Genomic DNA, 22,964 nt, shown 5'->3' with positions numbered 1-22,964 from the left:
CAGACTTCTCCCGTCATCGTCCATATTGCAGTTGGGTTGGCGGCACTCGATATCATGATGGCATCAACCCAGATGAATCTGCTCAGAGTCAATTTTTGTTATCGCCTCTGAGGTGATGATGACGTTTTGTGCGTGAATCCGTGCATAATCCTTGGCCTGGTAATCCAGCTGTCCCACTCGGGCATGTTCGGTTTGCGTGACTTTGCGCAGCAGTCGCTGGCTGATTTGTACCAAGGTATGCCATACCGATTCCAGGCGTTGGCCGACGATGGAGACCTTAGGGATCCAGGCCGCAAGATCCTGTCCTTGGTAGTGCATGGATTTGATGTGGAATTTGCTGCGATCGGCTTTGATCTCCAGCTCTTGTCCAATAAGATGCAGGGAATTTTCGCTACGCAGGGTTAAGGTGCCGCCCGGGGTAATGGCGAGATCGCCGGGCACGCTTAATAAGCAAGGCCGGTCGCCATCGGCGCGGGTCAGTACCGCCAATAGCCAGAGTTGCGCCTGATCGCCGGCAATCAGGACATCATCCCCCAGTTCCGGTTGAAGTAAACAGCTGGCGGCCAGGCGGCACTGCCAGCCGCGCTGCTGGTGGCGGACGATAAAAAAGCCTTCCGGCAGAATATTGACCACTTGCCCAACGGCTTGACGTGGTGGGCCGGCGTCCGGGTGAGTGGCGGAGTGTGGGGTAATCATAACGGATCTCGCTGTTGAACATCGACAGTAGGGACGGCCGGTTGCCGGCGGCGGCTCCACTCCTCGGCGGCGTAGAGCGCCTCATCACGCGCCAGGATACCCGGCCCGTGGGTAAGCTGTGCACCGGTTAACGTGGCCCGGTGCATCCGGGTGCGGTGAAAATGCGCCCGCCGCAGGTCAGCGGCGCTAAGGTCGGCACCGCTAAAATCCGCATAAGTCAGATCGCAGTCGGCCAGTAGGCAACCGGTAGCCTGTGCGTGATGAAATAGGGCGTGTTGTAGGTTGCTGTGGGAAAAATCCGCGTATTGCAGGTCAGCGCCGATAAACTGGCTTTGGTCAAAGCAGCTTCGTCGACAGCTGGCCTGCTGTAAGTTGCTCTCGATAAACAGGGCTTGGGCACTTTGTACATCGTCCAGGCAGGCGTTGCGCAGAGAGGCACCTTTAAAGCAACTGCCGTTGAGGACGGCATGACTGAAATTGACCTGATCCAGCAGGCTGTCGGTGAACTGGCAGGCGGTGAAAATCTGCGATAGGTACTGGTTGTTGCTATGGATGCAGCCGACAAATTGACTGCGATCGAAGCTATTGCCGGTAAAAAGGGTGCGCTGGAGATCGATATCAACCAGTGTGGCCAACGATACCCGGCACTCGGTCAGTCTGGCGTGGTGCAATGTGCTATGAAACCAGACCACCTTCTCCACCACCGCCTGTTCAACCGTGGCGGCATCGAGGGAACATTGCAGGAATTGGGTTTCGGTTAAGGTGGTGTGATGAAAACGCCCACCGTCCAGGCGGCAATGGTTAAATACGTTATTCTTCAACTCGCCGCCGGTGAAATCCGCGTGGGGAAGTTGGCAGTGGTTAAACCGACAGCCGCTCAGGGTCGCGCGGGAAAAATCGATGTTTTCCAGTCGGCATTGGTCAAATAGCACTTCATCCAAACACTGGTCAGCCAGCGTCACCCCAACAAAGTCCACCTGGTTAAATATCGCGCCGCGCAGCGTCACGCCCTCAAGCAGTGCTTGGTTAATAACCAAGCCCTCGATGATCTCGCCGTGACTGACCTTATGTTGTAATTGTGCCGCGCTCAGAGGGGTCATGTTTTCGGTTCCTCGGCCCGTGGCAGGGTTTTACACTGCTGGGTATAGGCCCCTTGCAAGCAGGTTTTGGCATCGATTATCGACTGCGACAGATCGGCGCGAAACAGATTGGTCTCGCGCAAGTTGGTGCCCGCCAGTTGACATTTTTGCAGCAGGGCGCCGATTAGCCTAGCGTTATCCACAGACGCGCCGCTAAGGTCGGCACGGATAAACAGACATCCGTCGGCGGTGATCTGCGTCATGGTGGCGTGTTGCAGATTGCAGGCGCTAAAGTCGCAGCATTGGCACCGGGCCTGGGCAAAGTTTGCGCTGGTCAGCGGCGTTTGGCGAAAATTACAGCTGTTCAGACTGGCTGCACGAAAGCTTGCGTTCAGTGCGTGGGTGCCACCTGAAAATGCACAGCTGTCCAGCCGGCTGCCCTCGCAGCGAAGCCCGTCCAGGTCCATGGTAATAAAGGCGCAATCCACCAAATGGGCCGCGCAAAATCGGCTATCGCGCAGTCGTCCTTGTAAAAAGGTGCATTTCTCCAGTTGGCTGTGGCGAAAGTCTAACCCGCTAAGATCGGGTTGCAGAAACAGGCAATTTTCCAGGCGGGCCTGGTGAAACCGACACTGGCTCAGGGTGTTAGAATGAAACAGCAGATTATCGATCTGCGCCCGTTCGAAGCTGCACTTTTCCAGCGTTGTCTGCTGCAGTAACACGCCACGCATCCGGGCGTCGGCAAAACGGACGTTCACGCAGCGTGCGCCGGTCAGGCAGGTGTCGTTTAACTGCGCACCGCACAGTGAGGCGTTGAGCAGCGAGGCGTGGGCCAACATGGCCTGATCCAGATTGGCACCGTCCAACAGGCAGTTATCCAGCCGGGCGCTTTCGAGCATGGCGCGCTGGAAGTTGCCCTGGCGTAAATCGAGGCCGCTGAGATCGGCACCGGTCAGGTCGATATCACTAAAATCGCCTCCCGCGTGCATGATGGTTAGAACGCGCTGGCGCACCGCGGAACCCGCGTGCTGTTGCGCCGCCGGGGGCCGGGTATCGGCGGACAACCGGTAGATCTCGTGCAGCGCGCGTTGTGCCGTCGTGTTCTCCTGTTCCGCCTGCGGTGAGGCCGCATGGTGCACCCGCAGCAACTCGCTTAGGCGACGGTAGTTTTGTGGCCCTACGTCAGGGACGTCGGCCACAGCAGTTATGGCCGAGGCTTTTTCCTGCGCCCGCTGTTGCAGTTCGGCTGCCTGACGGTTGATTTGGGTCATGAATGCCGGTAAATCATCTAACGCCGGTAGCGGCGGGGTGGGCATCGTTTTGTCTTGTGCTCTGCCGCTCGGACCTTCGTTCGGATGCTGTTGGGCGCGCAGGCAGGCTCCCCGTGCCGCCAGATGGTCACTTAGCGGGCTTGTCATGGTCTGGGGAGCGGTGTCCAACCAGGGACCGATAATGTTTTCCGTCACCAGGTCCTGCTCGCGCAGGGCGTATGCCGCACCGGTTTCCTTGTGACCGCGCAGCCGTGCAATATCTTGATAAAACGCGTGGCTGCGCGGGGCCTGGGTGGTTTCTATGGCGGCCATCAGTTGCTCGATATCGACGGCATCGTCTTCTTTGACCTGGCAGTTGCCCTGCCAAATCAGCAGCATTTGCTCCAGGTGCGGGAAAAACCAGACCGTAGTGGCCCGCAGGGTGAGCTCATTGAGGGTGGTTGCCCCGGATCGCTGAATAAAACACCGGGCTTGCCACGGGGGTAAGCAGCCCCGCTGTACGGGTTTTTCCGGATGCATATTCCAAATACCCCAGGGGGCGCCGGGCGGCAGTGCCGGCGAGTCCTGCCACCATTGATCGCTGTCAGCCCGGTTAAATATCCGCCAGTCAATGTCACGGGCGAAACCGGGATAATCCTGTTCCATCCAGCGCTGATCGTATTGTTTGCCGATGCGGCTAAAATTGGCCGGTGAGACAAAATCCAATGGACCGAAACCCGCTGGTGCGATCGAGGCTTGCAGCGGCGTTTGGCCTTGGTCGGGACGCTCGATATTGGCCAGCGGATGGCAACGCACCCCATCCTGGGTGATCGGTGCCGCCCCTTTGCCACCAGGATTTAGCCGGTCGCCGGCGCCGCCAAAGGCATGTTGCCAGTCGAGCCGCAGGCGCTCAAATGGCAACGCGTGAGACGCTTTACCATTGACCCAAAAACGATCGCCAAACGCCACCAGGCTTTTCTCCCGCTTGCCTACCGCGATTTTCACCAAACACGCGTCTTTTTGCGCTTGGTGATGCGTATAGGCATAGCCGGTGGCCAAAAACTCGGCGCAGGCCTTTGGGATCGCCAAATCCACCAGACCACCGCAGTCGGCAAGTTCATTTGCCGCCAGTTGCCATAACTCGGGTTCGGGCCGTAGGCGCGGCTGGCCACCCATATCAGCCAGGGCAAGGATCGACACCCCCAGGTGGTTGCGCCCTTGCCAACGCCACGGGCGATGCAATATTCCCAGCCGTAGAGGTTTGATGATTTTCATTGTAGGGTGTGCCGTGTGGTGGATCCTGCGGCGGACGCCGTAGTGAATAGCATGATGACCCGTGCCGCGACCCGTGCCGCGGCACGGGCCAAGAAGAACACCGTGCAGGTAGGCCAATCATTCATATAAACAGGGTGATCGCGCTGGTATTAAGGCTCAACAGGGTGTTGCGCATATCCAGCTGGCCCTTGCTAATGTTGATCCCCACCGTTTCCATCCGCATATCGGTATTGCACAGATGCATGCGGTGGCTAGAGGTCAACATTTGGTGACTTTCCACCGCCATTTGCGACAGGGTAAAACTCATCGAATTAATGGATTGCATTGAGCCGGTCATATTAAGCACATTGCCGGAGTGGGTTTCAACATGCCCTTCGATTTTATGCACCAGATTTTTGGTTTCAATCAGCGTCTCGCCGCCGCAGTTGATGGTGGTGTCCCCGTCGGTGCGCAGCGTGTAATTGCGTTCGGCCTGCTCGTTCCAGTTTCCTTTGATCCGGCGGGAGACGTCCCCCTGGACCTCAATGTCTTGATCACCCTGGATATGCTGTTTATCTACACCGTTAATTTCGCGGTTCACCCCCTTGGTATACACCATACGCGTGGGTTCTCGCCGACTTTGTTGTTGCTGGTTCACTCGACGGTCGGTGATGTCCCGCGCAGTGATGCCCGAGCACGGCGCCAGCGTTTGTTGGGCCAGGTTGTCACCGGTGCGTTCTGCGGGGCTAAGCTCCAGGCTGGCACCAAAAATGATTTTATTGCCGGCATCAAACATCAAGCAGTCCAGCGCATGGTGGCTCATGGTCTTGCCGGCAGACAAACAATGGTGATCGCTGACAAAGGTATGGGCGGAGCCGGCCACCACGTGGTAGTCGCCGCCGACAATCCCACTGGCTCTTCCTCCGGCGGTGACCATGCTGGTTTTACCCAGATGGAAAGTCTGCAGATCGGGTTGTAATTTGCTGGTGGTGCAGGAGCCCAGGTGAATAAACCGCGTCTTTCCCTTAACCTGGCGGGCAAGATCGCCATCGACGGTGATATTTTTATGCCGTTCAACCGTGATATTCATATCGCGCTCGGCATGCAGCGCAAACGCTTCCCGTCCCGGGGCATCTTCCATAAACCAGAAGCTGGCGTTGCCGACACCGCCTGCTTTGCTGCGGCTCATAAAGCCCATCTTGGTGGCGGCGGCAGGTAAATCCCAGGGCGGCATGGCATCCTCGTTATACACCCGGCCGGTGATAATGGGACGATCGGGATCGCCGTTGATAAAATCGACAATCACCTCTTCACCAACCCGGGGAACCTGCACGTTGCCATACTTCCAGCCAGCCCACTGACTGGATACCCGCACCCAGCATGAGCCCGTATCGTCACCGTTGCCGCGGCGATCCCAGCGGAACTTCACCTTGACTCGGCCATATTTATCCGTCCATACGGCCTTACCTACTGGCCCAGCCACCTCGGCGGTTTGCGGGCCATGGGTCTTTGGCCAAGGCGTCGAGCGGGCCGGACGCCAGACGGTGGTGGCAGGCACTACCGTAAAAGCAAGGTTCACTATGCCCGCGCTTTCCCCGTCGGCCAGATTATCGTGGCAGTGGTAGCGGCTATCGCACAATGAATATTCCACGCCGGTCACCAGGTAATTCAGTTCATCCGATGGCCGTGGGCAATGGCGGATGTGGAAGGTAAATCCCGGCGCTACACCGCGCGCCGTGGTTCGGCCCGCGACGGTACGCTGTGCGGCTTCGCAGGCCTGCTGGCGTATATGTGCCAAGAATTGACCCTGCTGGTGATCATCATAATGACCCGGCCAGTCAAACAGTTCGGTTTTCCCGCGGGCAAACGATGCCCGGCTTTGGCACGTTTGTGCCAAATGGGCCCGCGGTTTTTTGAAATCATAATCGTCAACGCTGCACAGCCTGGGGGTAATTTGATGTGTCGCCATCCAATGGTAAATGCCCTCACGGCAACCGTTAAGATCCATGCCCGCTTGTCGGTAGTCGATAGTGTCGTATCCCTTAAAGGGTCCGTGCGCCTGGGGAGAATCCGCTAATACCAGCGTATGTCCTTGATCATGATGCTTAAAATAATAATAGATTCCTTCATGTTCCATCAGCCGACTGAGAAAATCGAAGGTGCTTTCCTGGTACTGCACGCAGAAAGGATATGGATGATACTGACTGGTCAGCTGGTTTTCAAAACGAATACTAAACTCGTCCAAAATGGCGCCAATGATGTCAGGCAAGGTTTTTTCCTGCCAGATACGGCAATCTCGATTTTGCGTTAAATACCATAAAGCCGGTCGCAGCGTCACCGTATACAGCCGGTATTTTTCTGCTTGTAATTCGTAACCGCTGAATTCAATGGCGGTAATATGACCATGCAAATAGCGGCAACCTTGCGGTAATAGGGGGATTTCCAAACAAATATCCTGCCCTAACAGCGCGTCAAGATCCAAATCATTATTCCGGCTAAGGAACTCGGCGGTAAAATGATATAAAGATGAAAGAGATTCATGACCGGTTAGCCGTTTAAAAATAAACTCTTGCGCCGCGTTGCCAGCCAAGGGGGTATGCGCAATAATTTGATTGTACATACTGTTCCTTATTATTTAGTCGATTAACTCGGTCCAATTGGACATTATAAAATTTTCGCGCCAGGGGGGTATCAGGTGATTACCTGATCCCATCAGCCCCGTCATCTTTCAAACCGCAGGTGCGTTGGCGGCGCTCATTCACCCGAATCACTTACCAGGGTAAGCTCATCGGGTTCTTTTACTTGCCGCTTTCCTGCAGTTTGAAAGCTATAGGGGCTGGCGTCATCTTTCAAACCGCAGGTGCGTTGGCGGCGCTCATTCACCCGAATCACTTACCAGGGTAAGCTCATCGGGTTCTTTTACTTGCCGCCTTCCTGCCGCTTGAAAGCTATAGGGGCTGGCGTCATCTTGCAAACCGCAGGTGCGTTGGCGGCGTCTAACTGTATTCGACCAGACCCAGCCGGTGGGACCAGTGCACCAGTTCGATGGCCTTATGGACGTCCAGTTTGCGCATAATATTCAGTCGGTGGGTTTCTACGGTTTTCGGGCTGATGGACAAGTTGGTGGCAATCGTTTGATTCGCCACGCCTTCAGCAATCTGCTTAAGAACCTGTCGTTCCCGTAAGGTGAGCGACAGCGGGTGGGAAACGGCGCTGTTCATGAGTCTAAATACACGAAAATGATCCAACGCCGGATCGATATAGCGTTTTTTGCCGGCGGCCGCCTGGATCGCCGCCAATAAAATGTGCTGCGGGCTTCCTTTGAGCACAAAACCCAAGGCGCCAAGGCGTAGCACGTTGGCGGCGTGATGTTCACCCTGGCGTGAGGTGAGAACCACAATGCGCATCGCTGGCCAGCGCCTAAGCAGTTGGGCGAGGACATCTTGTCCATCCATGCCGGGCAACCCTAAATCAAGAATGACAATATCCGGGTTGAGGTCACCGCATAGCCGATAAACAGCAAGACCGTTATCGGCCTGGCCAACGACCTCAAAATGCGGATAAGGCCTAAGCATGGATTTAATACCATTAATAATTAATTCATGATCATCAACCAATATGAGTTTTTTTTTCATCGGAATTCTCTCGCTTGCCGCCTTGCTGCGACTCGACATCTATTGGGTATATCAATCCTATTTTTATTTTCGACGGCGCTGAGACGCAAGCGAATCGCCTGATAGTCAAACCATTGGCGCAGGGTTATAGGGGGATGGAATATATATAGGGTGTATGCATAAATATTATTTGAAATATGTCGGGATGATTAAACGCCTTGAGCATAATCTAGTGATAAAATAAATCAAGAACCCGACTGATGAAAAAGGAATTATAAGCGGGATGTTTCAACTCGGTTTAGTCAACGAAGGTTTTTGCCTTAATCACGGACGCTAATTAAGTGATCGTCTTCATGTTATTGACCCGCGAGTCGGTTTTCGTTGGACGAGGAGGTGCATCAGGCATATACCCTAAATAACGTGAGTGGCAGGAAAACCAACGCTGATGCAACGTGAAGTATGGCGGGTATCTTATTTTCATCCGTCACCTTTTGTTATTCAACCAGGAGCATACGATGAAGTTACTGCGATACGGTCAGCCAGGTGAAGAGCGTCCGGGGATCTTGGACCATGAAGGCCGGATACGCAGCCTGTCAGGGCATATTCAGGATGTGGGTGGCGCGGCGTTGTTACCCTCGTCCCTTGATCTGCTGCGTACAGTGGATATTTCGCAGTTACCGCTGGTGGTAGGTGCGCCGCGTTTGGGGCCATGCGTCGCACAGGTAGGCAAGTTTGTGTGTATTGGTTTGAATTACGCCGACCATGCCGCAGAAACCGGTGCGGCCATACCAAAGGAACCGATTGTCTTCAATAAATGGGTAAGTGCGATCAATGGCCCCAATGACGATGTACAGATCCCGCGCCAATCCACCAAAACCGACTGGGAAGTTGAACTGGGGGTGATTATTGGGCAAGGAGGACGTTATATCAGCGAGCAGGACGCGATGAAACACGTGGCCGGTTATTGTGTGGTCAATGATATTTCCGAGCGTGAATGGCAAATTGAGCGGGGCGGTACCTGGGATAAAGGCAAGGGTTGCGACACCTTTGGCCCTATTGGCCCATGGCTGGTGACCGCAGATGAGATTGCCGATCCCCAGCAGCTGAGCCTGTGGTTGGAAGTGGACGGTCAACGCCATCAACAGGGCAATACCGCTACCATGATCTTTAGCGTTCAGCAGATTATTAGTTATCTGAGCCGTTTTATGAGCCTGCAAAGTGGCGATGTGATTGCCACCGGTACGCCGCCAGGAGTCGGGCTCGGCCATAAACCGCAGCCGATCTTCCTGCGTGCAGGTCAGACCATGCGTTTAAGCGTCGAGGGGTTAGGTGAACAGCAGCAACGGACGGTTTCTGCTTAGCGCCTGATGACCCCCAGGGATTTTTTGCCTTTCGTCGCGAAATGGAGACACATAATATACTGATGTTTATTAGCTAATTAATTTATAGCGGAATAGCGTCTCTTATGCGCGACAAATCAGGCAAAAAAAAGGATGTCGCAGGCACGGCGCGTTACAGAGAAAACGACGGTGATCGGGAGAGCGCCGCCGTACAAGGCGGGTGATCTGCCTTGGAGATAATAATCTGGTCACGTTCGTAAGGTTGGCATGAAAACTGCTTTGATTTGGGTGTAGATGCTCATTCCATCTCTTATGTTCGCGTTTACGCCTCATAAACCCAGGAATGACGCAGAGCCAAAATTACGGTGCCTATGGTCCAATCTTTCGATGAGCTTTTCATCAGATATTCCGGACACAACGTTGAGTGAGGCACCGGCCCGGTGGTCTTATTGACCTGACTTGATTAACACTTGCCGTTATGGCAAGTGTTTTTTTTTTACTATTGAGCAGTTTAAAGCGTGAGTTTCAGACATTCGTGTCGCATTTTTGCCGACTCTTCCGGCAGATGGAGATGATCGAATACCTCGGCCAACCAGGCGTAATCGTGGGCATCCGGGCGCTGTTTTAACGCCGCGCGAAAAGCATCGGCCGCGCCTTGCCACTCACCGCGCTTCATCAGTAATTGACCCATAGTGCTAGAAAGCAACGGTGTATCGCCTTGTTGTTTTATCTGCTGACGCACCGCTTTTTCCAACTGCTCAGGGTCACCGGTTTTTAGTCTCGGCAATAGCAGCAACAGTTGATCATTCTGCTGATTTTTCAGTCCACTGACGATGATGCTCTGAGCGGTATCATGATCGTTACACACGATCAGATGTTCGGCCAGGGTCGCCAACAGTGCGTTATCGTGGCGGATTTTCCGGCTTTGGCTGCGCCACCAGTCGTTGAGCCCTGCGCTGCCTTCGTTTTCCATGATCTGATCCATCAGTCCATGGTACGCCTGATGTTCCAATTCCAGGATTTTGGCGTCGTCATAAAGCTGTACCTTGCGCATGGCTGGCAAGATATCCAATAACACCTGCCAGGCATGGGTACGAATAAACGCCTGTTCGGCGAGACGCAAGACCTCCGGATGGCGAGGCGCGCAGTCCAGTAGATGGTCGGCGCCATGGCGTGCGGCATGATTTTCATTGCGCGCCAATTGGATGCGTACCCGGGTAATATCTACCGGCAACTGATCGTCATCGGCAGCTTCCATTGCCCGTTCGAGATGCTGGTTCGCCCGTAGGTCGTCACCGCGCTGCTGGGCCGCTTCGGCGGCCAGTAAATAATTTACCACCGGCTGATCGGCATGATCGGCATTACGGGTCAGCAATTTCTCGACCTGTCGATAATCGCCCTCTGCCAACTTCATCAACGCGGCTTCGGTATGTTTGCGGGCGCGATGATGTTTACGGCCACGAAACCAGCTCTGGGTACGGGCACCGGTACGAAAAATCCGCCGGAGCAGCCACTCCAGCAAAAACAAAATCACCAGTGTGACAATCAGCATAATTGCCAGGCCGGTCACGCTGGTTTCGATATTGTAATTATCGGTCTGGATAAGAACATACCCTTGGTGCCCAGCGACCATGGGTCCGACCACAATGCCGGCAAACAGCAGGATGAACAGTAACAATACGCGTAGCATGACTTATTCCCCCTGGCCGGTAGCCGGTTGCTGCGCCAGCAGGTTTCGAACGCGAGTCTGCATCAATTTTTCCAATAGTGGCGGGCTGGTTAACTGTGCCGGCACATCCATATTGATGGACTGTTGGCTGAGGTTGTCCAGTTCGCTGAGGAAAGCGCGGGTATTGGCGTCGTCGGTATCAAAATAGGCGCGCACCCAGGTCGAGACAGTCTCCAGGGATTGCTGGTAGACTTCATTTTGATGGCGCGGCACCGCGAGGGCGGCGATCAACAGGCGGGCGCGGATGTTTTCACGTAGATAAATATCCTGATTAGGCGCCAGCAGGGGTTCGGCACCGGTATCGCGGCGTCGGATGGTAATAAAGTCATTCATGAAGTTGTGCCAGCTCTTGCTCAGGTTCTGCCGCCATTCGTGCAATGAGCTAGACAACTCCTGTCCGCCGTCACTGTCCATCGGTGATTGATCGCTGTTGTTGTCAGCCAGACGTAGGTTGTCCACCTGATTTGACAGTTGGTTCACCCGCATAAAAATACCGTCAAAGTCCACTTGGCTGACGGCAGCGAGGCTGGCAATATCCTCGGTAATCGCGCGGCGCACACCCATCAGGCTGGGATCGTTCATCTGCGCCAGGCTAACATCGGCGTCTTTTAGCAACACGCTGGCGGTGAGGACATCATGGTCACTCCAGAGTTTCTGTCCGGCCTGTTTGACCAGAAAATTTGCCTGCGCCAGCAACCAGGTATTGGCATCGGAGCCGGAGATGGTGGCGACTTTATCGCGCAATTCGTTAAGTTGCTTATCCTGGCTGGCCGCCTGCTGCTGCTGTGCAGCGGAGAGTTCCTGAGTTTGCTGGCTCAGCGCGGTCTGATTGTCCTGCTGCTGTTGTTGTTGCTTGTGTTGCAGCGCCTCGAGGCGAGACTGCAGTTGTTGGTTAACCGCGGTTTGCTCTTTTATCTGTCGGCTGCTGTAACTGTAAAAAATCGCTGCCAGCAGGAACGTCAGCAAAATGGCCAGTATGGCCAACAGCATACTCAGCGACAGCTTACCCCGCCGGGTGGCCGGCGGCCGGTTGTCGGGGGGAACCATCCCGCCGGGGGCGCTGCGAGTGTTAGCTGACCCCGCCATGGTTTCGCCGGCGTTTGATGGCGTCGCTTTTGGGGTTTGCGCTGCCTTGGCCGCCTCATCCTGTGGCGTCGTTGGAGTAGAGTGTTCCGTCATATTGGCCTATCCCATAGTTAAATTTAGAGCAGTACGCGCATTAGCGCATCGTTGTCTGCCGCGTTTGCTACGACGATGTCCGTCCAGCCCAATTGGCGGGCTAGAGCCCCTAAACGTTCGCTCACCACGATCAACCGACATTGCAGTAGCCAAGAAGCATGAAAGTAATCAGGAATTAAAGTATAGAATTGATGCAACATTTCGCCGCTGGTTATGATCAAAGTATTGACCTCTAGCTGTAGGCATCGCCGACTTTGCTGCTCGCCATCGTAGTGTACCGGACTACGCTGATAACATTCACTGTAGCAGACCTTGGCTCCTCGCTGGTGTAACGCGTCTTCCAATACTTCACGTCCGCCGTTGCCGCGCAGGATTAGCGTGTTCAACCCCTCCACCCGGCTGAGTGCCGGTAAGGCCAGAAGGTGTTCGCTGCTTTCACCGTCGCGGGGATAGTCCACCGGCAATCCGCTGGCGGTATGCAGACTTATCCCGCTGGAGCGTCCCACTGCGAGATAGTGTAGATGGGATGGCCAGGATAACCCCTGGCGAGTCAGGAACGGATGGGCGTAATTTACCGCATGTTGCGACACGACAATGACTAAATCCCCCGGCGCCAAGGCTGCCAGTCGAGCGGGCAGTTGAGCCAGCTCCCGGCCCGGAGAAAAGTCAATCAACGGTAGATGCCAGGCGGGCCGGCCCTGGGCCCGCAGGCGATTGACCAACTGTTCACCGGCGGGTGAGGGGCGGGTCACCAGAATGCTCATTTGATCGTTTTCTCCTGATTATCACCAGCATAAACCTGATCGAGTATCTCGCGTGCGCCGCGGCTCAACAATTCTTCTGCCAGCCTAATGCCAAGGTGTACACCCTGATCCAAGGCGGAGCGGCCTTCAGTGCGGATCACCCGGCGGCCGTCGGGCGACCCTACCAGCGCGCGCAGCCATAGCTGGTCGCCCACAATTTCCGCATAACTGCCAATCGGCACCTGGCAGCCACCTTCCAGGCGAGCGTTCATGGCACGCTCGGCACCGATGCAAATCGCCGTATCGTTATGTTGCAGCGGCGCCAGCAGCGTACGGGTGCGATCATCGTCCAGCCGGCATTCGATTCCGATTGCGCCTTGCCCAACGGCGGGTAGGCACAATTGCGGATCCAACGGCTGGCGGATTCGCTCTGGCAGCGCCAAACGCTTTAGGCCAGCCACCGCCAGGATCACCGCGTCGTATTCACCGCGATCCAGTTTCGCCAATCGGGTACCGACGTTGCCGCGCAAATCACGGATCACCAGATCGGGCCGCCGCTCCCGCACTTGGCATTGCCGGCGCAGACTGGATGTGCCTAACACGCTGCCCAGCGGCAGGTCATCCAGACTGGCATAGTGCGGTGAGACAAAGGCGTCGCGGGGATCATCCCGCTGACAAATGGTCACCAGACCCAACCCATCGGGAAAACCGACCGTCACATCTTTAATACTGTGTACGGCAATATCGGCGCGGTCCTCGATCAACGCCCGTTCAAGCTCCTTGACGAAGAGCCCCTTACCGCCAACCTTCGACAACGGCGTATCGAGCAAAACATCGCCCCGGGTCACCATGGGCACCAACTCCACGCGTAAAGCGGGGTGGTAAAACCGAAGCTGGCGTTGAATTTCTTGAGCTTGCCACAACGCCAGAGGGCTTTGCCGGGTGGCGATCCTTATCAGGGTATCTTGCATAATTGGGTTACCGTATATCGCATTCTATCGCCATTCTACCATCGATAGTAACGCGCTGTAAGTTATCAGAATCCGGTAATGACTGCGTTGGCTGCATGCCCGGTTAAGGGAACATAAGGGTTGCTATAGGGAAAAGTGTTATAATTAACGAGTATAGGCTAAAGGGTTCTCGTTGCAGCACGACGGCAAGCGAGGAAAGCCAACACACCTGTCACGCATATTATTTAGGGTATAACTTAACTTTCTTTACGCTCAAACAGCAAGGTGTTAAATTGATCACGTTTCCAGCAATTAGCGGCCGACCATTATTCTAAATTATTACCCGGCCGGATATGGGAATAGGTTCTTTTAGGCACCGGGATAACCAGGCGAGACGTCTTGTACTTCTATATCGAGACATTGAAACAGAGACTGGATGCGATCAACCAACTACGGGTAGATCGGGCTTTGGCGGCCATGGGGCCGGCCTTTCAACAAGTTTACAGTCTGCTGCCAACCTTATTACATTATCATCATCCAATGCTACCGGGTTACCTTGAAGGTGACGTACCCTGCGGCGTTTGCTTCTATACGTCTGATGAAACCCAATCCGCCTGGCTAAGCCACATCACCGAACACGCCGTTGCACCCTTAGTCGTTCCCCCCAGTGGCGAACGGCCGATTACCGGTGTCTACTCCATGGGTAGCACCTCGTCCATTGGGCAAAACGCCAACTCCGATCTGGATATTTGGGTTTGCCACCAGTCTTGGCTGGATAATGAAGAACGCCGCCAATTGCAGCGGAAATGCTCGCTACTGGAAATATGGGCGGGCACTCAAGGGGTGGATGTTAACTTTTTCCTGATTGATGAAAACCGGTTTCGGCGTAATGAAAGTGGCAATCTGGGGGATGAGGACTGCGGTTCTACCCAGCATATTTTGCTATTGGATGAATTTTACCGCACTGCCGTGCGTATGGCCGGCAAACGGTTGTTATGGAATATGGTGCCGGGGGATGAGGAGGATCACTATGACGAATACGTCATGTCCTTGTACGCGCGCGGCGCGTTGACCCCGAATGAATGGCTTGATTTAGGCGGTTTGGACACCCTGTCCGCCGAAGAGTACTTTGGTGCCAGTCTATGGCAGTTATATAAAAGCATAGATTCCCCTTATAAAGCAGTGCTCAAGACCTTGCTGCTGGAAGCCTATTCTTGGGAATATCCCAACACTCAGCTGTTGGCGATGAACATCAAGCAGCACCTGCACGACGGTGAAATTGTTTCTTATGGTCTTGATCCTTATTGCATGATGCTCGAAAGGGTTACGTATTACCTGACGCAAATCAATGATCTCACTCGGCTGGATCTGGTGCGGCGCTGTTTTTACCTCAAAGTGTGCGAAAAATTATCGCTGACCCCGCAAAGTGTGGTCTGGCGGCGAGAAATTCTCAGTCAGCAGGTGAAAGAATGGGGCTGGGACGAGGCGCGCCTGAGTATGCTTGACGATCGGGCCAATTGGAAGATCGGCCGGGTGCGCGAAGCGCATAACGAGCTGCTTGACGCCATGATGCAAAGCTACCGCAACCTGATTCGCTTTGCGCGGCGCAACAACCTGAGCGTCAGCGCCAGTCCGCAGGACATCGGGGTGTTGACCCGTAAACTCTATGCGGCCTTCGAAGCGCTGCCAGGCAAAGTCACACTGATCAACCCTCAGATCTCTCCCGACTTGTCTGAGCCGAATCTGACGTTTATTCATGTGCCGCAAGGGCGAGCCAATCGGGCTGGCTGGTATCTGTATAACCAGTCGCCAGAGATGGAATTTATCATCAGCCATCAGCCGCTGGAATATAACCGCTACCTTAACAAGCTGGTGGCCTGGGCTTGGTTTAACGGCTTGCTGACCAGCAAAACCCAACTGCATATTAAGGGCAGCGAGTTATGCGATCTGCCCCGGCTGCAGGAGCTGGTGGCAGATGTGTCACGCAATTTCCCATTGCGCGTTCCCGCGCCGACGCCTAAAGCCTTGTATAGCCCATGTGAAATCCGCCACCTGGCGATTATCGTTAATCTTGAGCACGACCCGACCGCCGTATTCCGCAACCAGGTGGTGCACTTTGATTTCCGTAAGCTTGATGTGTTCAGCTTCGGGCAGCAGCAAGAGTGCCTGGTAGGCAGTATTGATTTGCTGTATCGCAACTCCTGGAATGAAGTGCGTACGCTGCACTTCAACGGCGAGCAGGCGGTATTGGAAGGCTTGAAAACCATTCTGGGCAAAATGCATCAGGACGCCTCGCCGCCGGATACGGTGGAGGTATTCTGCTACAGCCAGCATTTACGCGGTCTGATCCGCACCCGGGTACAACAGTTGGTGGCCGATTGCATCGAACTGCGCCTCTCCAGCACCCGCCAGGATCCTGCGCGCTTTAAAGCGGTGCGGGTGGCCGGCCAAACCTGGGGACTGTTTTTCGAGCGGTTGAGTGTTTCAGTGCAAAAGTTGGAGAACGCCATTGAATTTTATGGTGCCATTTCCAATAACAAGCTGCATGGTTTATCGATTCAAATGGAAACCGAAAGGATCAATCTTCCGCCGGTGGTGGATGGCTTCGCCAGCGAAGGTATTATCCAATTTTTCTTTGAAGACAGTGGCGATGATAACCAGGGTTTTAATATTTATATTCTGGATGAAACCAACCGTGTCGAGGCGTATCACCATTGTGAGGGCAGCAAAGAAGAGCTGGTGCGGGATGTGAGCCGTTTTTACTCGTCCTCCCATGACCGCTTTACCTATGGTTCAAGCTTTATCAATTTCAATCTGCCGCAGTTTTATCAGATCATGCAACTGGATGGCCGAACCCAGGTGGTGCCATTTCGCAGTACCGTGTTATCCCAGCTGTGTCCGGCACCCTACGAGCAGGACGTCTCGCCGCGCCAGCAAGCCCATCTTTAATTCGCCTTTAGGTTATGTCCCTTACCCCACGCTGGGTTATGGCAGGCGGTTGGAACCGGGTTATCCGCTGTCTGAGCGCCGATGGTGCTGCACTTCGACATCTGGCAACGCCGATTACTATTGCTTTTCAGGATCTAACTGCGATGATAGACGGCTTGAAAGCATGAATGACAGGTAATTTATCCCATGAAAAAGCCATTACGCCTTATTATGCTGGCGTTTTTAGTTCTAGGATTGAACGGATGCGGACTAAAAGGACCGCTTTATTTTCCCCCGGCTGAAAAACCCGTCCAAAAACCCAAACTGACCCAGACCGGCACAGCAACGCAATCACCGGTGCAGACCGCGAATCCAAGTGCCAGCAGCCAGACGACGCCCACCAAGGTGTTGCCGTAACCGCGAGACAGTCGCATCCGTTACTAAGACGCGCTATGCTGCGTCTAAGGGTTACTCAGCGGAGTGAGATATGCAGTTTTCCAAAATGCACGGCCTGGGAAACGACTTTATGGTCGTGGATGCCGTCACGCAAAATGTCTACTTTTCGCCGGAATTGATTCGCCGTTTGGCGGATCGGCATATTGGCGTCGGATTCGACCAATTATTAGTGGTGGAACCTCCGTACGACCCGGAGCTGGATTTTCATTATCGTATTTTTAACGCCGATGGCAGCGAAGTGGCACAATGCGGCAATGGTGCCCGTTGTTTCGCCCGTTTTGTGCGGATGAAAAGTTTAACCAATAAACGTGAAATACGCGTCAGTACGCAAACGGGCCGCATGGTATTAACCATCACCAATGACGAGTTGGTGCGGGTCAATATGGGCGAACCGAACTTTGATCTGCAGGCGGTGCCTTTTCGCGCCACCAAGGCAGAGAAGACCTATATTATGCGGGTTGCGGAACAAACCATATTGTGCGGCGTGGTTTCCATGGGCAACCCCCACTGTGTCATCACGGTTGATGATGTCGATAACGCACCAGTAGGTTCCCTTGGGCCGTTGCTGGAAAACCATGAGCGCTTTCCGGAACGGGCGAACATTGGGTTTATGCAGATAGTGGATCCACAGCATATCCGTTTGCGGGTTTATGAACGTGGCGCCGGCGAGACCCAAGCTTGCGGCAGCGGCGCTTGCGCGGCGGTGGCGGTAGGCATCCAGCAGGGAGTGCTCGCGGAGCGAGTGGACGTCGATCTCCCGGGAGGGCAACTGCAAATTGTCTGGAAGGGACCGGGTTCTTCGTTATTTATGACCGGGCCGGCTACGCATGTCTACGACGGATTTATTCATCTATGAAATACCTAGGGGAGCAGTTTGATCCGGCGTTGCGGCTTGACGACCGAACGGTCGCGCAATTTTTGCAAGATAACCCGGATTTTTTTATCCGCAACGCCTGTCAGGTTGAGCAAATGCGCGTGCCCCATGTCAACCGCGGCAGCGTTTCATTGCTCGAGTGGCAACTGGCCCGTCAGCGCCATCATATTCGGCAGCTGGAGGATGATATCTCCCGGTTAATCGAACAGGCTACGCTAAACGAACAGCTGTTTAAGAGTCTGCTGGGTCTGCAATCCGATCTGGTGGCGGCCGACGGTCTGCTGGATATGCTTAACCGCCTGCAACGTTGGGCGCGTAGCTTGGGATTATCCGGGGCGCACGTGCGTTTGTTTACCGATAAGTGGTTCATCGGCGCACCGTCGGATTTTACCCACTTAGGTCTATCACGCACCGCGTTTGAGCCGTTGCGTATTCAGCGTCTGGGGCAGCATAATCATTATCTCGGCACGCTTAACGGTCCGGAACTGCTGCAACTGTTGCCCCAGGCCAGACAGGTGGGCTCAGTGGCGATATCCCTGATGGGCGAGCGAGGTGATCTCGGCGTACTGACCTTTACCAGCCGTGATAACCAACATTATCAGCCGGGCATGGGGACTGAATTGTTGCAACAACTGGCGATCTTGCTGCCAGGACTGCTGGCTCACTGGGTCGGACGTTCATGACAGCCGTTTGCTCGCCGTTACGACAGGATGTAGATGCGTTTTTACGCTATCTGCGCGTCGAGCGACAGCTCAGTCCGCTCACCCAGACCAGTTACGATCGCCAACTCACCGCCCTACTGGTGATCGGCGATGACCTGGGACTGAGTACCTGGCAGCAGTTGGACGTGACCCACGTCAGGTCCATGGCAACCCGCAGTAAACGCCATGGCTTACAGTCTGCCAGCCTGGCGCTGCGTTTATCGGCGCTACGCAGTTTCCTCGACTGGATGGTGGCGGGGGGCAAACTAAAGGCGAATCCCGCCAAAGGGGTTTGCGCACCTCGTGCCGGGCGCCATTTACCCAAAAACATGGATGTGGATGAAGTCAGCCGGTTGCTCGACATTGACCCCCATGATCCTTTGGCGGTGCGCGATCGCGCCATGCTGGAAGTGATGTATGGCGACGGGCTGCGCCTGGCGGAATTGGTTAATTTGGATTGCGGACATATTGACTTGCTGGCCGGTGAGGTTTGGGTGGTGGGCAAAGGCAATAAAGAGCGTAAATTGCCGTTGGGCAAAAGCGCCATTACCTGGCTGGAGCATTGGTTGGCGCTGCGCGAGGTGTTCGCCCCGCAGGATGATGCGGTGTTTGTCGCCAAAACCGGCAAGCGTATCTCTATGCGTAATGTACAAAAGCGCTTTGCTGAATGGGGAATCAAACAGGGCATTGAGAGCCATGTCCATCCCCATAAGCTGCGTCATTCATTTGCCACTCATATGCTTGAATCCAGCGGTAACCTGCGGGCAGTGCAGGAATTGCTTGGCCATGCCAACCTATCCACTACGCAAATATATACCCACCTGGATTTCCAGCATCTGGCGTTGGTCTATGATGCCGCTCACCCACGAGCCAAACGAGGGAAAACCTGATGCGCTTTTATCGACCTCTGCGCGCGTTTAGTGCAATAACCTTTGATTTAGACGACACCCTTTATGACAACCGACCGGTAATTACCCGCACAGAGCAACAATCGATCACCTTTTTACGCCATTATCATCCGGCACTGAAAACGCTTGATGGCGATCATTACCAGCGAATCCGGGCCGAACTGCGTAGTCAGGAGCCGGATATTTACCACGACGTTACCCGCTGGCGTTGGCGCTCGGTGGAACTGGCGATGCGTAAACAGGGGCTGGATGTGGCACAATCACGTCTCGGCGCCGATGCCGCCATGGCGGAGTTTGCCCGTTGGCGCAGTGACATCAACGTGCCTGACGCCACCCATCAGACGCTACGCGCGCTCGCGGCACGCTGGCCGCTGGTGGCGATCACCAACGGCAATGCTTGCCCTCAGGCATGTGGTCTGGGTGACTATTTCGCGTTTGTGCTGCGCGCGGGGCCGGATGGTCGCGCCAAACCGTATCGCGATATGTATCATCGAGCGGCGATCAAGTTGGATATGCCGTTAAACAGTATTCTGCACGTGGGTGATGATCTGGTGGCGGATGTTGCCGGTGCGCTACGCTGTGGCATGCAGGCGTGCTGGATTAACGATCGCGGCACCGACGTTTATCATGCGCCTAACGCGCGATTATTACCGCATATTGAAATTTCGCGGTTGGCATCTCTTACCGCTTTGTTATAATCTTCAATATATCTGTATAAATAACCAGTGCATTGATGCCATCGCGGTGTAAAAACAACACGGGGTGGTAAAATTGGTGTCGTCAAAAAGGTCCCCTATGGACGTCTCAGATTTGCTGGAAAGTCTCAACGACAAACAACGTGAAGCCGTGGCCGCGCCGCGTGGCAACCTTTTGGTGCTGGCCGGTGCGGGCAGCGGCAAAACCCGCGTATTGGTGCATCGCATTGCCTGGCTGTTGTCGGTGGAAAACTGTTCACCGTATTCCATCATGGCGGTGACCTTTACCAATAAGGCTGCGGCCGAGATGCGCCATCGCATTGAGCATCTGATCGGCACCGGCCAGGGGGGGATGTGGATTGGCACCTTTCATGGTCTGGCGCACCGTTTGCTGCGCGCCCATCATCTGGACGCCAACCTGCCGCAGGATTTTCAAATCCTCGACAGCGAGGACCAGTTGCGGTTGCTTAAGCGGATCATCCGCGCCCTGAACATTGATGAGAAACAATGGCCGCCGCGTCAGGCCATGTGGTACATCGGCGGCAAAAAAGATGAAGGCCTGCGCCCCCAGCACGTAGAGAGTTATGGCAATCCGGTAGAGGCCACCTGGTTGCGTATCTACCAGGCTTATCAGGAGGCCTGTGATCGCGCCGGGCTGGTGGATTTTGCCGAACTGCTGCTGCGCGCCCACGAGCTTTGGCTTAACAAACCCCATATCCTCAAGCATTATCGCGAGCGTTTCAGTAATATTCTGGTGGATGAGTTTCAGGATACCAACCGCATTCAATATGCCTGGATCAGGCTGCTGGCCGGCGATAACGGTAATGTCATGATCGTGGGTGACGATGATCAGTCCATCTATGGCTGGCGCGGCGCGCAGGTGGAAAATATTCAGCGCTTTCTGGATGATTTCCCCGGTGCGCATACCGTGTGTCTCGAACAGAACTACCGATCCACCAGCAACATTCTTAAGGCTGCCAATGCCCTGATCGCCCATAATGGCGGCCGATTGGGTAAAAATTTGTGGACCGAGGACGGTGAAGGCGAACCGATCTCGGTCTATTGCGCGTTTAATGAGCTCGATGAGGCGCGTTTTGTGGTCAACCGCATCAGGACCTGGCAGGAAGCCGGTGGTGCGCTTTGTGACAGCGCGATCCTGTACCGCAGCAATGCCCAGTCCCGGGTGCTGGAAGAGGCTTTGTTACAAAATGCCATGCCCTATCGTATCTATGGCGGCCAACGTTTTTTCGAACGTCAAGAAATCAAGGATGCGCTGGCATATCTGCGTTTGATCGCCAATCGAAATGACGATGCGGCCTTTGAGCGGGTGGTTAATACTCCTACGCGGGGCATTGGCGATCGGACCCTTGACGTGGTGCGACAGGTGGCCCGAGATCGTCAACTGACGATGTACCAGGCGACGCAGGTCATTTTACAAGAACGGGTGTTAGCCGGTCGCGCGGCGTCCGCCATGCAGCGCTTTTTGGAGCTCATCGATGCTCTGGCGGAAGAGACGGTCGATTTGCCGCTGCACGTACAAAGCGATCGGGTGATTAAAAATTCCGGTCTGTGGATGATGTATGAACAGGAAAAAGGTGAAAAAGGCCAGGCGCGTATCGAAAACCTTGAGGAATTGGTCACCGCGACGCGGCAATACAGTTATCAAGATGAAGATCAGGATTTGATGCCGCTACAGGCCTTTTTGTCCCATGCGGCGTTGGAAGCGGGTGAAGGTCAGGCCCATGCCAACCAGGATGCAGTGCAATTGATGACACTGCATTCCGCCAAAGGGCTGGAGTTTCGCCAGGTGTTTATCGTTGGCATGGAGGAGGGCATGTTCCCGAGCCAAATGTCGCTTGATGAGGGCGGACGGCTGGAAGAAGAGCGTCGTCTGGCTTATGTGGGCGTGACCCGGGCCATGGAAAAACTCACCATTACCTATGCTGAAACCCGCCGCCTGTATGGTAAAGAAGCCTTTCATCGCCCGTCGCGCTTTGTCGGCGAACTGCCAGAGGAGTGCGTTGAGGAAGTGCGGCTGCGCGCCAGCGTAACCCGGCCGGCTAATCATCAACGTATGGGAACCCCATTGAGCGAAAATGACAGCGGTTATACCTTGGGACAGCGGGTTAGACACCCAAAATTTGGTGAAGGCACGGTGATCAACCTGGAGGGCAGTGGTGAGCATAGCCGTGTGCAGATTGCCTTTCAGGGACAAGGAATCAAGTGGCTGGTGGCGGCCTATGCCCGGCTGGAAACGGTGTGAAGATGATGAATTCCGGTGTTGGGCTCCTATCGGTTCCCATTTTGGGTTGACTGTGTGAAAAATCAACAGTAAGCGTTGCTTGTGTATTGACAGACTTTTTCATCTCGGCGTAACATGCGCGCACTATAACTGTATGAGGATCACGCCTTGGACGCCCCCAGTAGATGCTGGCTCGATAATCTGTTAAACAGGTGCTACCACTAAGGCTATCCTCAAGCTGATAGCCGCGGTGGTTATCAGCGACCCTCATTCTGTGTCGCTCTGAGTCAGATCTGTGACGGTCTGAAACGTTGGGTGGCATTTTC

Annotated in this window: 17 protein-coding genes; 8 read left to right on the top strand and 9 right to left on the bottom strand. The window is 54.7% G+C overall.

Features of this window, described 5'->3' with window-relative positions; all coding sequences use genetic code 11:
• Positions 1-63: 63 nt before the first annotated feature.
• The 5 genes from SJI19_RS10505 to SJI19_RS10485 all read right to left on the bottom strand — a co-directional run bounded on the left by SJI19_RS10505 (position 64) and on the right by SJI19_RS10485 (position 7,914).
• Positions 64-696: a DUF3540 domain-containing protein gene (locus SJI19_RS10505; RefSeq protein ID WP_323478209.1), complete on the bottom strand. Its 633-nt coding sequence runs from the start codon at positions 694-696 to the stop codon at positions 64-66.
• Positions 693-1,796: a pentapeptide repeat-containing protein gene (locus SJI19_RS10500; RefSeq protein WP_323478208.1), complete on the bottom strand. Its 1,104-nt coding sequence runs from the start codon at positions 1,794-1,796 to the stop codon at positions 693-695. The genes SJI19_RS10505 and SJI19_RS10500 overlap by 4 nt, the downstream gene beginning before the upstream one ends.
• A complete protein-coding gene (locus SJI19_RS10495) occupies positions 1,793-4,300 on the bottom strand; it encodes a DUF2169 family type VI secretion system accessory protein (RefSeq protein WP_323478207.1) in 2,508 nt (835 codons plus the stop codon). Before SJI19_RS10495 ends, SJI19_RS10500 begins: the two co-directional genes overlap by 4 nt.
• Positions 4,301-4,421: 121 nt before the next feature.
• Positions 4,422-6,899 carry a type VI secretion system Vgr family protein gene (gene tssI, locus SJI19_RS10490; protein ID WP_323478206.1) on the bottom strand — a complete coding sequence of 826 codons (2,478 nt, stop codon included), beginning with the start codon at positions 6,897-6,899 and terminating at the stop codon, positions 4,422-4,424.
• A gap of 376 nt (positions 6,900-7,275) precedes the next feature.
• Complete coding sequence (locus tag SJI19_RS10485) at positions 7,276-7,914, bottom strand: two component system response regulator (protein ID WP_323478205.1); 639 nt, start codon at positions 7,912-7,914, stop codon at positions 7,276-7,278.
• A 494-nt stretch (positions 7,915-8,408) separates the two neighbouring features.
• Here SJI19_RS10485 and SJI19_RS10480 point away from each other — a divergent pair, with 494 nt between their 5' ends.
• Complete coding sequence (locus SJI19_RS10480; RefSeq protein WP_323478204.1) at positions 8,409-9,254, top strand: fumarylacetoacetate hydrolase family protein; 846 nt, start codon at positions 8,409-8,411, stop codon at positions 9,252-9,254.
• Between the two features lie 490 nt (positions 9,255-9,744).
• Here SJI19_RS10480 and hemY read toward each other — a convergent pair whose 3' ends face one another.
• From hemY to hemC, 4 genes are read right to left on the bottom strand one after another with little or no spacing between them, the layout of a single operon-like run.
• Positions 9,745-10,923 (bottom strand): protoheme IX biogenesis protein HemY, encoded by a 1,179-nt coding sequence (gene hemY, locus SJI19_RS10475; protein WP_323478203.1) that lies wholly within the window; start codon positions 10,921-10,923, stop codon positions 9,745-9,747.
• Positions 10,924-10,926: 3 nt separating this feature from the next.
• On the bottom strand, positions 10,927-12,141 hold the full coding sequence (gene hemX, locus SJI19_RS10470) for a uroporphyrinogen-III C-methyltransferase (protein WP_323478202.1): 1,215 nt from the start codon (positions 12,139-12,141) through the stop codon (positions 10,927-10,929).
• A 23-nt stretch (positions 12,142-12,164) separates the two neighbouring features.
• Positions 12,165-12,905, bottom strand: coding sequence for a uroporphyrinogen-III synthase (hemD, locus tag SJI19_RS10465; RefSeq protein WP_323478201.1), 741 nt, complete (start codon positions 12,903-12,905; stop codon positions 12,165-12,167).
• On the bottom strand, positions 12,902-13,855 hold the full coding sequence (hemC, locus tag SJI19_RS10460) for a hydroxymethylbilane synthase (RefSeq protein WP_323478200.1): 954 nt from the start codon (positions 13,853-13,855) through the stop codon (positions 12,902-12,904). The genes hemD and hemC overlap by 4 nt, the downstream gene beginning before the upstream one ends.
• Before the next feature lie 378 nt (positions 13,856-14,233).
• Here hemC and SJI19_RS10455 point away from each other — a divergent pair, with 378 nt between their 5' ends.
• From SJI19_RS10455 to uvrD, 7 genes are all read left to right on the top strand, one after another.
• Positions 14,234-16,783, top strand: a complete 2,550-nt coding sequence (locus tag SJI19_RS10455; RefSeq protein ID WP_323478199.1) for a class I adenylate cyclase — start codon at positions 14,234-14,236, stop codon at positions 16,781-16,783.
• 186 nt (positions 16,784-16,969) lie between these two features.
• Positions 16,970-17,179 carry an LPS translocon maturation chaperone LptM gene (gene lptM / locus SJI19_RS10450; protein ID WP_323478198.1) on the top strand — a complete coding sequence of 70 codons (210 nt, stop codon included), beginning with the start codon at positions 16,970-16,972 and terminating at the stop codon, positions 17,177-17,179.
• 70 nt (positions 17,180-17,249) lie between these two features.
• Entirely contained in the window at positions 17,250-18,074 is an 825-nt protein-coding gene (gene dapF, locus SJI19_RS10445) for a diaminopimelate epimerase (protein WP_323478197.1), read from the top strand.
• Positions 18,071-18,775 carry a DUF484 domain-containing protein gene (locus SJI19_RS10440; protein ID WP_323478196.1) on the top strand — a complete coding sequence of 235 codons (705 nt, stop codon included), beginning with the start codon at positions 18,071-18,073 and terminating at the stop codon, positions 18,773-18,775. The genes dapF and SJI19_RS10440 overlap by 4 nt, the downstream gene beginning before the upstream one ends.
• Entirely contained in the window at positions 18,772-19,683 is a 912-nt protein-coding gene (gene xerC, locus SJI19_RS10435; RefSeq protein ID WP_323478195.1) for a tyrosine recombinase XerC, read from the top strand. Before SJI19_RS10440 ends, xerC begins: the two co-directional genes overlap by 4 nt.
• Positions 19,683-20,399: a 5-amino-6-(5-phospho-D-ribitylamino)uracil phosphatase YigB gene (gene yigB / locus SJI19_RS10430; RefSeq protein WP_323478194.1), complete on the top strand. Its 717-nt coding sequence runs from the start codon at positions 19,683-19,685 to the stop codon at positions 20,397-20,399. The genes xerC and yigB overlap by 1 nt, the downstream gene beginning before the upstream one ends.
• 97 nt (positions 20,400-20,496) lie before the next feature.
• Positions 20,497-22,659: a DNA helicase II gene (uvrD, locus tag SJI19_RS10425; RefSeq protein ID WP_323478193.1), complete on the top strand. Its 2,163-nt coding sequence runs from the start codon at positions 20,497-20,499 to the stop codon at positions 22,657-22,659.
• The last annotated feature ends 305 nt before the right edge of the window (positions 22,660-22,964 follow it).

This window comes from Acerihabitans sp. TG2 (assembly GCF_035013185.1).
Lineage (GTDB): Bacteria > Pseudomonadota > Gammaproteobacteria > Enterobacterales > Enterobacteriaceae > Acerihabitans.
This window is presented reverse-complemented; position numbering and strand designations above follow the sequence as displayed.